This is a genomic window from Dyella marensis, assembly GCF_900112865.1.
In the GTDB taxonomy this organism is placed as follows: Bacteria; Pseudomonadota; Gammaproteobacteria; order Xanthomonadales; family Rhodanobacteraceae; genus Dyella_D; species Dyella_D marensis_A.
Map to the genome: position 1 here is coordinate 103,859 of NZ_FONH01000013.1, position 10,019 is coordinate 113,877.

3 protein-coding genes are annotated in these 10,019 nt (G+C 67.4%); all 3 read right to left on the bottom strand.

The features are described 5' to 3' along the window. Positions 1-27: 27 nt before the first annotated feature. The 3 genes from BM172_RS15855 to gltB all read right to left on the bottom strand — a co-directional run bounded on the left by BM172_RS15855 (position 28) and on the right by gltB (position 9,164). A complete protein-coding gene (locus BM172_RS15855) occupies positions 28-2,682 on the bottom strand; it encodes a TonB-dependent receptor (protein WP_177218828.1) in 2,655 nt (884 codons plus the stop codon). A gap of 492 nt (positions 2,683-3,174) precedes the next feature. After that, positions 3,175-4,587 (bottom strand): FAD-dependent oxidoreductase, encoded by a 1,413-nt coding sequence (locus tag BM172_RS15860; RefSeq protein ID WP_026634988.1) that lies wholly within the window; start codon positions 4,585-4,587, stop codon positions 3,175-3,177. A 128-nt stretch (positions 4,588-4,715) separates the two neighbouring features. After that, positions 4,716-9,164 (bottom strand): glutamate synthase large subunit, encoded by a 4,449-nt coding sequence (gltB, locus tag BM172_RS15865; protein WP_026634989.1) that lies wholly within the window; start codon positions 9,162-9,164, stop codon positions 4,716-4,718. Positions 9,165-10,019: the final 855 nt, after the last annotated feature.

Consider the following 10,019-nt stretch of genomic DNA (forward strand, 5'->3'; position numbering starts at 1 on the left):
GCGCGCCGCCCCCGGACTCCCCTTGCCTCAGAGTTTCAGTTTCACGCCCAGGTTGTAGAAGCGGCCGACCAGGCCCGCCTGCGCATACGTCGGGTTGTAGTTGGCGCCGCCGCCGGCGTAGTTGGACGGATCGAATGGCGCCTTGCGGTCGAACAGGTTCATCACCGACGCGGTGACCGCGATGTGGTCGTTGATCTGGTAGCTGCCGGTCAGGTCCATATAGGTGAACGAGCCGATGTGGCAACTGACCGGGATCACGCTCAGGCAGTTGCTCGGATCGGTGCCGGCATCCAGCGCGTAGTTGTCCATGCCGCTGACGTGGTACAGCGTGCCGGTGATCGTGGCCGGGCCCCACACGAAGGTGTTGGCCCAGGACATGCGCCGCCGCGGCGTGCCCGCGCCGGAGGACAGCTGGTACGGCCCGTGCGTGCCGACGAACTGCTGCTTGGTGCCGTCCGGCAAGGTCAGCGTCCAGTTGAAGATCTGCGTGCCGCTGAACTGGCTGATGTAGTGCATGTCGTGGTTGAAATCGAAGTGGGCCTGCAGGTCCACGTCGATGCCGGTGGTCTTCAGCGAGGTGGCATTGATGTACAGGCTGTCGATCTCCGCCGGACGCGGCAGCGCGTTCGGATGCAGTGGATCGGGCGTATCCGGGATCACCACCACGCCCGGTGCCTGCGGCAGGCCCGCGTAGTAGTTGGCCAGCGCGGCGGAGGCGTCGGCCGGTCCGATCACGTTCTCCTTCTTGATGTTGAAGTAGTCGACCGACACGTTCAGCCAGTTGGTCGGCTGCACCAGCACGCCCAGGGTGTAGTTGCGCGCCTTCTCCGGCTTGATGTCCTTGTTGGCCAGCGTGGCCAGCGACAGCGCGTACTGGTTGACGTAGCCGTTGCCGCTGCCGCCATGCGCGGCGATGAAGTCCGCCGGCGGCGTGTGGTTGATGAAGCCCTGCGACGAACTCGACCCGTTCTCCGAGAAGCTCGGCGCGCGGAAGCCCTTGGAATAGGTGCCGCGCAGCGCGACCCAGTCGAACGGCTTCCACTTGATGCCGATCTTGGGCGTGAAGTGCGAGCCCACGTCGGAGTAGTGGTCCAGGCGGCCGGATACGTCCATTTCCAGGGTTTCGAGCAGCGGCGCGTTGAACTCGACATAGCCCGCCGAGACGTTGCGGCTGCCCTTGGTATGGGCATTGCCCAGACCCTGGAACTCGAAGTCCGGATTGAGCGTGGGATCGTCGATCGACTCATGGCGGAACTGCGCGCCGACGGCGAAGCCGAGCGGACCGCCAGCCATGTCCCACAGCGAGCGGTTGGCCGCCAGGTCCAGCGAATCCAGGTCGGAGGTGGAGGTCTTGTCGTAGCCCGGCGCTAGCGCCGAGCGCACGCGCGCGCTGTTCGCCGCGGGGTTGGCGAAGTTGTAGGTGCCGTTGTTGATGGCGTCGAGCAGCGCGGCGTAGCTGATGAAACCGTACTGCTTGGTGTCCAGCCAGTCGTGGTTGATCACCGCGGTGACGTCGTAGTTCCACTCGCCGAATGCGCCCGACACGCCGCCGACGATGCGCGCATTGTGGTTGTCGTAGTTGAAGCCGTTGGCCATGTCGCCGAACGCGTAGTTGATCAGTGCGTAGTCGTTCGGGAACGGATTGCTCGGATTGCCGGGCGGCAGGGCGATGTTGTTGGTGTTGTGCGGCGTGCTGCTCTGCACCTGTCGCGGCAGGCCCGGCACCCAGGTCTTGGCCTCGAAGTAGCTGGCCGAGATATAGGCCCGCGTGGTGTCGTTGATCTTCATGGTGAAGCGGCCATAGATGCCGCCCTGTTCCATCGCCGGCTGCACCTGGCCGTACAGCGACTGGAAGTTCTGCTCGCAATAGCTGCCGGTGTCATCCGTGACGCCGATCGAGTTGCTGCCGCAGGGCCGTAGCGGCTGCGCCAGCGCGCCGGCATTGGGCGTGCCGCTGGTGATATCGCCGGGGCGGGTGAGCGAGCCGGGCGTCACCGAGCCATACACCGAACCGGTGCGCTGCCCGGGCTGGCCGATGTTGAGGTCGGGGCCGCCGATCGAGCGCAGGTCCTGCGTGTTGAACGGGAAGCCGCGCTGGCGCAGCCAGATCGGGTTGTCCTTCTGGTACTGGATGGCGATGTAGCCGTTGTGGCCGTCCTTCTCCAGGTCGCCGGCGCCGGCCAGCAAGGTCGCCTTGCGGGTAAAGCCGCCGCCGTGCTGCGAGGTGCCGACGTCGACCGTGCCTTCCACGCCCTTGTAGTTGGGCTTGAGGATGATGTTGACCACGCCGGCAATGGCGTCGGCGCCATACAGCGAGGAGGCGCCGTCCTTCAGCACTTCGATGCGGTCCACCGCCGCGAGCGGAATGGTGTTGAGGTCGACGAAGGAACGCTGGCCGTCGTCCGCCACCGGATAGCTGGCCGCGCGATGGCCGTCGACCAGCACCAGGGTGGAGTTCACCGTCAGGCCGCGCAGCGCGACGCCGGAGGAACCGGCGGCGAAACCGTTGGCGAAGGCATTGGGGATCGAGCCGCTGTTGTCGGCGGAGATCGAACGCACCACGTCCGATACCGTGGTCATGCCGCTGCGCTGTATCTGCTGCGCGGTGAGCACGGTGACCGGCGACGGCGTTTCCACGTCGATGCGCGGCACGGCCGAGCCGGTCACCGTAATGGTCTGCAATTGCTTCGCCTGATCCTGCGGAGGCGGGGGTGGGGGTGGAGTGGCTGCGTCTTGTGCGAAAGCAGCCCCGACCGGGGCGAACAACAAACCGGCCAGGGTCAGTGCAAGCTGGTTGCGCTTCATGGGGATGGCCTCTCTTTGTTTGTTAAGGCATTGCGCCAGAGGACCCATCAGCCGGGGTGGGGGAATGCGCCGCACGGCGCATGCTTAATGGGTCCGAAAGAGAGTCAAGCACTTTAAGGTTCGCTTCACAAGGCCATGACCAATCAGACCAAGCCATTGATGACGCAAGATTTTGCGCGACAAATTAAATGCATAACGCGTGCCCGAGATAATGAGTATGTCGCGGGCCAATAAATGCCTTATTCACCCGTCCGCTTATTTGGAACGTTCTAATTCCGGCGATTTATTCGGGAATACCAGCAATAACAAACGACAAGAAAAAGCGCCGCCCTTTGCAGGACGGCGCTTTTTCTTGCGGCAGTGCCGGAATCAGCCCAACAAGGCCTGCGCGATCGACCCGGCCGCCTCGCGGCCGTCATACACCGCGCGTACCACCAGGTCCGCGCCGCGCACGTTGTCGCCGCCGGCGAAGATGCGCGCATGGCTGGTCTGGTGCGGCAGCATGCCGGCGGCGCCGGTGACGATGCGGCCGGAACGGTCCAGCGCCACGCCATGCGAGCGCAGCCAGTCCGGCGGGCTGGACAGGAAGCCGAAGGACTGGATCACCACGTCGGCGGGCAGTTCCGCCTCGGTGCCGGGCACGTTCTGCGGGCGTGCGCGGCCATGACCGTCCTTCACCAGGGTGGTGTCGATCACCCGCACCGCGCGCACCTTGCCTTCGGCGTCGCCCAGGATCTGCAGCGGCTGGCGCTGGAACAGGAATTCCACGCCCTCTTCGCGGCTGTACTTCACCTCGCGCGCGGAGCCGGGCATGTTCGCCTCGTCGCGGCGGTACACGCAGGTGACCGAGGCGGCGCCCAGGCGGATCGCGGTGCGGTTGCAGTCCATGCCGGTGTCGCCGCCGCCCAGCACGACCACGTGCTTGCCGCGGAAATCGAAGGCGTGCGGCGCCGGTTCGTCGCGCAGCAGACGCTCGGTATTGGCGATCAGGAACGGCAGCGCGTCGTGCACGCCGTGCAGCTCGCGGCCCGCCAGCTCCGCGTCCACATAGGTGTAGGCGCCGGTGCCGACGAACACCGCGTCGTAATCGTCCAGCAGCTGGCCGAACTCCACGTCGCGCCCGACTTCGCGGCCGAGCAGGAAGCGCACGCCCATGCCTTCGAGCACGTCGCGGCGCGTGCGCACCACGCCCTTGTCCAGCTTGAACGGCGGAATGCCGAAGGTGAGCAGGCCGCCGATCTCGCTCTGGCTGTCGTAGACGTCGGCGGCGATGCCGGCGCGGCGCAGGCGATCGGCACAGGCCAGGCCGGCGGGACCGGCACCGACGATGGCCACGCGCTTGCCGCTCTCGCGCACGCGCGACAGGTCCGGGCGCCAGCCCTGGCGCAGCGCCTCGTCGGTGACCCAGCGCTCGATACTGCCGATGGTCACCGCGCCGAAATCGGTCTGCTCCAGCGTGCAAGAGCCTTCGCACAGGCGATCCTGCGGGCACACGCGGCCGCAGATCTCCGGCAAGGGATTGGTCTCGTGCATCAGCGTGGCGGCTTCGAGGATGCGCCCGTCCTGCACCAGCTTCAGCCAGTTGGGAATGTAGTTGTGCACCGGGCAGGCGTGCTCGCAGTACGGGTTGCCGCAATCGATGCAGCGCTCCGCCTGCCCGGCCGCCTGCGGCGCCGCGAAGTCGCCGGCGATCTCGCCGTAGCCGAGCACGCGGATCGCGACCGGGACGGTGCGCGGCGTCTGGCGTTCGACATGGAGGAATTGGAAGGACTTGTCTGGCATGGGAGCTGGAAGTCGGCAGGAGTATGGAAAGGGTCAACCGCAGGAGGCCGCGCGGATCGAGCGTTTTCGCCCGATCCGTACGCCGCGTTTCCCTGCTCCGCTTCCTGGCGGCAGCATCGTCATCGTCATCACGCCGCACTCCTCAGTTCTTCCGCCAGCGCATCCAGGCTCGCGGCCTTCGGCTTCACCAGCCAGAACTTGTACTGCAGGCCGCGGAAGTCGCGCAGGATCTGCCGGCCCCACTCGCTGCCGGTCAGCTCCACATGGCGCGACACCAGGCCGCGCAGGTGCTGCATGTAGTGCTCCATGCCTTCCGGCGAGATGCGCAGGATGTCCACCAGCTCGTGGTTGTAGCAATCGACGAAGTCGCGCTCGAGGTCGAGCACGTAGGCGAAGCCGCCGGTCATGCCCGCGCCGAAATTCAGGCCCACCTTGCCCAGCACCGCCACCACGCCGCCGGTCATGTACTCGCAGCAGTGGTCGCCGGCGCCTTCCACCACCGCCAGCGCGCCGGAGTTGCGCACGGCGAAGCGCTCGCCCGCGCGGCCGGCGGCGAACAGCTCGCCGTCGGTGGCGCCGTACAGGCAGGTGTTGCCGATGATCGAGGCGTCCTGGCTGGCGAACGGCGAATCCAGCGGCGGACGCACCACGATGCGGCCGCCGGCCATGCCCTTGCCGACACCGTCGTTGGCTTCGCCGATCAGGTCGATGTGCACGCCGCCGGCGTTCCACGCGCCCAGGCTCTGGCCCGCCGCGCCTTCCAGGCGCAGCACGATCGGCTGCTCGTCCATGCCATGGTCGCGCCAGCGGCGCGCCACCTCGCCGGAGAGCCGCGCGCCGATCGCGCGGTCGGTATTGGCGATCGCATAACGGAACTCGCCGCCCGTGCCGTTCGCCACCGCCGCGCGGGTGTCGTTTTCGATGCGCGAGGCCAGCGCCGCGTCGTCGCGCATCGGATTGCGCGGCAGGGTGCAGGCGAAGTCGACGTCCGCGCCGAGCGCGTCGCCGTGGATCAGCGGACGCAGGTCGAGCTTGTGCTGCACCGGCGTGGCGCCTTCGAGCTGTTCCAGCAGGTCGCTGCGGCCGATGATCTCGGCCAGGCTGCGCGCGCCCAGCCGCGCGAGATGCCCGCGCACGTCTTCGGCGACGAAGCGGAAGTAGTGCATCACCATCTCCGGCAGGCCGGTGAAGTGATCCTTGCGCAGCACCGCGTGCTGGGTGGCGACGCCGGTGGCGCAGTTGTTCAGATGGCAGATGCGCAGGTACTTGCAGCCCAGCGCCACCATTGGGCCAGTGCCGAAGCCGAAGCTCTCGGCGCCCAGCAGCGCGGCCTTCACCACGTCCAGGCCGGTCTTCAGGCCGCCGTCGGTCTGCAGGCGCACGCGGCCGCGCAAGTCGTTGCGGCGCAGGGTCTGCTGCGTCTCGGCCAGGCCCAGCTCCCACGGCGTGCCGGCGTACTTGATCGAGGTCAGCGGGCTGGCGCCGGTGCCGCCGTCGTGGCCGCTGACCGTGATCAGGTCGGCGCCGGCCTTCACCACGCCCGCGGCGACGGTGCCGACGCCGGCATGGCTGACCAGCTTCACCGAGACCAGCGCGGCCGGGTTGACCTCCTTGAGGTCGTGGATCAGCTCGGCCAGGTCCTCGATCGAATAGATGTCATGGTGCGGCGGCGGCGAGATCAGGCCGATGCCCGGCTTGGCGTAGCGCAGTCGCGCGATGGTCGCATCGACCTTGTGGCCCGGCAGCTGGCCGCCCTCGCCCGGCTTGGCGCCCTGGGCGATCTTGATCTGCAGCACTTCGGCGTTGACCAGGTAGGACGGCGTGACGCCGAAGCGCCCCGACGCGACCTGCTTGATCTTGGACATCTTCTCGGTGCCGTAGCGCGCCGGATCCTCGCCGCCCTCGCCCGAATTGCTGCGCGCGCCGAGGCGGTTCATGCCGATCGCCAGCGCCTCGTGCGCCTCCGGCGACAGCGCGCCCAGCGACATGCCGGCCGAGTCGAAGCGCGACAGGATGCTCTGCACCGATTCGACGTCGTCCAGCGCGATGGCGTCGCCCAGCGGCCGCGGGCTGAGCAGGTCGCGCAGCGCGGACGGCGGGCGGCGGTCGACGAAATCCGCATAGACGCGGTAGTCGGTCGCGTCGCCGGTGCGCACCGCCTTCTGCAGGCTGGCGATCACGTCCGGGTTGTACATGTGGTACTCGCCGCCGTGCACGTACTTGTACAGGCCGCCAGCGCGCAGCGACTGCGCTTCGTTCCAGGCTTCGGCGGCCAGCAGGCGCTGGTCCTGCTCGAGCTCCGCGAAACCGGCGCCGCCAACGCGCGAAGGCGTGCCGGGGAAGCACAGCGACACCACTTCGGGCGCCAGGCCAACGATCTCGAACAGCTGCGCGCCGCGATAGCCGGCGACGGTGGAGATGCCCATCTTGGAGAGGATCTTCAGCAGACCCTTGCGGATGCCGCGGCGATAGCTGCGGCCGACTTCCATGCGGTCGCTGGCGATATGACCTTCGCGGCCCAGCTCGAACAGGCTCTGGTAGGCCAGCCAGGGATAGATCGCGGTGGCGCCGTAGCCGATCAGGCAGGCGAACTGGTGCGGATCGCGCGGCGCGGCGGTCTCGACCAGGATGTTGCATTGACAGCGCAGGCCTTCGTCGATCAGGTGCGCATGCACCGCGCCGGTGGCCAGCAGCGACTGGATCGGCAGCAGCCCGCGCTCCGGATAGCGGTCGCTGAGGAAGACCAGCGCGCAACCCTCGCGCACCGCCTGCGCCACCTCGCGACACAAGCGGCGCAGCGCGTTCTCCAGGCCTTCCTCCGGCGCGTACATCAGGTCGAAGCGCGGCGTGCCGGCGAACTGCGGCAGTGCCAGCAGTTGCCTGAGCTTGCGCTGCGAAAGGATCGGCGAGTTGATCAGGATCTGCTTCGCGTTCTCCGGCTGCAGTTCGAACGGATTGCCCTCCGGTCCGATCTGCGTCACCAGCGACATCACCAGCTTTTCGCGCAGGGGGTCGATCGGCGGATTGGTGACCTGGGCGAAGGCCTGGCGGAAGCGGTCGAACAGCGGGCGCACCTGGCGCGACATCGCCGCGATCGGCGTGTCGTCGCCCATCGAGCCCGTCGCCTCCATCTCCAGCTCGGCCAGCGCCTTGAGCACCGACTCGCGCTCTTCGCGCGACAGGCCGTACAGCTTCTGATAGCAGCGCAGCTGCTCGGCCGGCAGCGGTTCGGCGGCCAGCGAGGGATCGATCAGGTCGGATTCCAGATAGCTCACGCCCGCGCGCAGCCAGTCGCGATAGGGCGCGCGGCGGCGGTTGATGTCGTCGATGTCGGCGTTGCGCAGCAGGCGCCGGTTGGCGAAATCCACCGCGATCATCTCGCCGGGCGCGAGGCGGCCCTTGGCGATCACGCGCGACGAGGGCACGTCCCACAGGCCGGCTTCGGAGGCGACGATCAGGTGGTTGTCGTCCGACAGCGCCCAGCGCGCCGGGCGCAGGCCGTTGCGGTCCAGCGTGCAGGCGGCGTAGTGGCCGTCGCACATCACCAGGCCGGCGGGACCGTCCCAGGGTTCGCTGTGCAGTGCGTAGTACTCGTAGAACGCGGCGAGGTCTTCGTCGATACCTTCGCGCGCGGCGAACGCCGGCGGCACCAGCACGCGCATCGCGGCGATCAGCTCCAGGCCGCCGGTGGTCAGTACCTCCAGCGCGTTGTCCAGGCTTTCCGAGTCCGAGCCGGTCTGGCGCACCAGCGGACCCAGATCCGACAGCTCCACCAGCGGCGAGCGCAGGATCGATTCGCGCGCCTGCATCCAGCGCCGGTTGGCGCGGATGGTGTTGATCTCGCCGTTGTGCGCCAGCAGGCGGAACGGTTGGGCCAACCTCCACTGCGGCGTGGTATTGGTGGAGAAGCGCTGGTGGAATACCACCGCGTCGGAGACCAGGGCGGCGTGGCCCAGGTCCGGGTAGACCTCGCGCAGGCGGCCGGGAGCGGCCATCGCCTTGTAGCCGATCACCTGGGCGGACAAGGTCACCACATAAAAGTGTGCATCTTCCGCCAGCGCCGTCTCGGCACGGCGGCGGGCGCGGAACAGCGCGCGCTCGAAAGCGTCGTCGTCCTGTCCCTGCGCTTCCACGAAGATCTGCCGCACATGCGGCTGCGCCGCAGCGGCGAGCGGCCCGCAGGCCTCCGGATTCACCGCCACCTCGCGCCAGCCGGCCACGCGCAGACCTTCCTCGCGCACGAACGCTTCCAGGGTGGTGCAAGCTTCGGCGCCCGCGCCCGGCGCCGGATCCAGGAACATCAGGCCAGCCGCGAAGCGCTCGCCCACCGACAGTCCCGCCTCCGCCGCCAGCACCGACAGCCAGGCCTGCGGTTTATGCACCAGCACGCCGCAGCCGTCGCCGCTGATCCCGTCGGCGTTCACGCCGCCGCGGTGGGAAAGTTTGGCCAGCGCCTCGAAAGCGGTATCGACTACCCATGCGCTGGCGCGGCCGTCGATCTGGGCGACCAGACCGAAACCGCAACTGTCGTGTTCGAACGCGGCGTCGTACAACGCCGGTGTACCTGCCTGCCCCATCTTCCCTCCCCGGGCCGAATTCATGGGACGCGCATGCCTCGCGGCGCTGAATGCTCCGCTGCACGCACGTAGGTGTACTTCGAATAGAGCATAGTTGGTGCGTCGCGTCAAAGAGAAAATTTGTCTTAAAAACAAGGTACAAGCGCACCCCTTGGCAAACCGACCATACCAGTGCGAACAAGCTCTGCCGGGCGAAGCCTCCGGCAGCGCGCCGGACGAAAACGGCAAAGTCCCGTTCCTTATGGAAATTTGGCGATATCGGCCGAGGATCGCATTTGGGCGGATAGACGTCCATATGCGGTTGCAGCGACGTATACCAGTCACTTGATAGGTATGGTCTGATTTGGGTGGAGGGGTTGACGACGCATTACCCCCGTTCGGGCGAGCCCCGGCCCCTCACCCCGACCCTCTCCCCGACGGGGAGAGGGAGGTGTGGATCCTCGCGAAGATTGAACGAGAGCACGCGGCGCAGCCGCGGCATTCCGCTTGTGCGCTTTTGCTTCGGCTTTTGATCTGCAACCCCCTTGGCGCGGCGGTGAGGGCTGGACGATCAGGCCCCGAAGGGGGCGAGGACAGGAGTCCTCGCCTTTTTGACGGGACATGGATGTCCCGTCAAAAAGCCCGGCCAGCCCTCACGTACCCGGAGGTGACGTAGTCACCGGAGGGCGCCGTGCAGGGTGCCCTTCTCTTTGCCTACTTTCTCTTGGGCAAGCAAGAGAAAGTAGGTCGGGCCGCGGCAGCGGCACGAAACACTCGCCTACGGCGAGACAAAGCTGCGCGCAACGCGACAATCAGACGTGGTCGTTACTGGATCCCGGCCTACGCCGGGATGACGAGCAAAAAAGCGGGCACGCC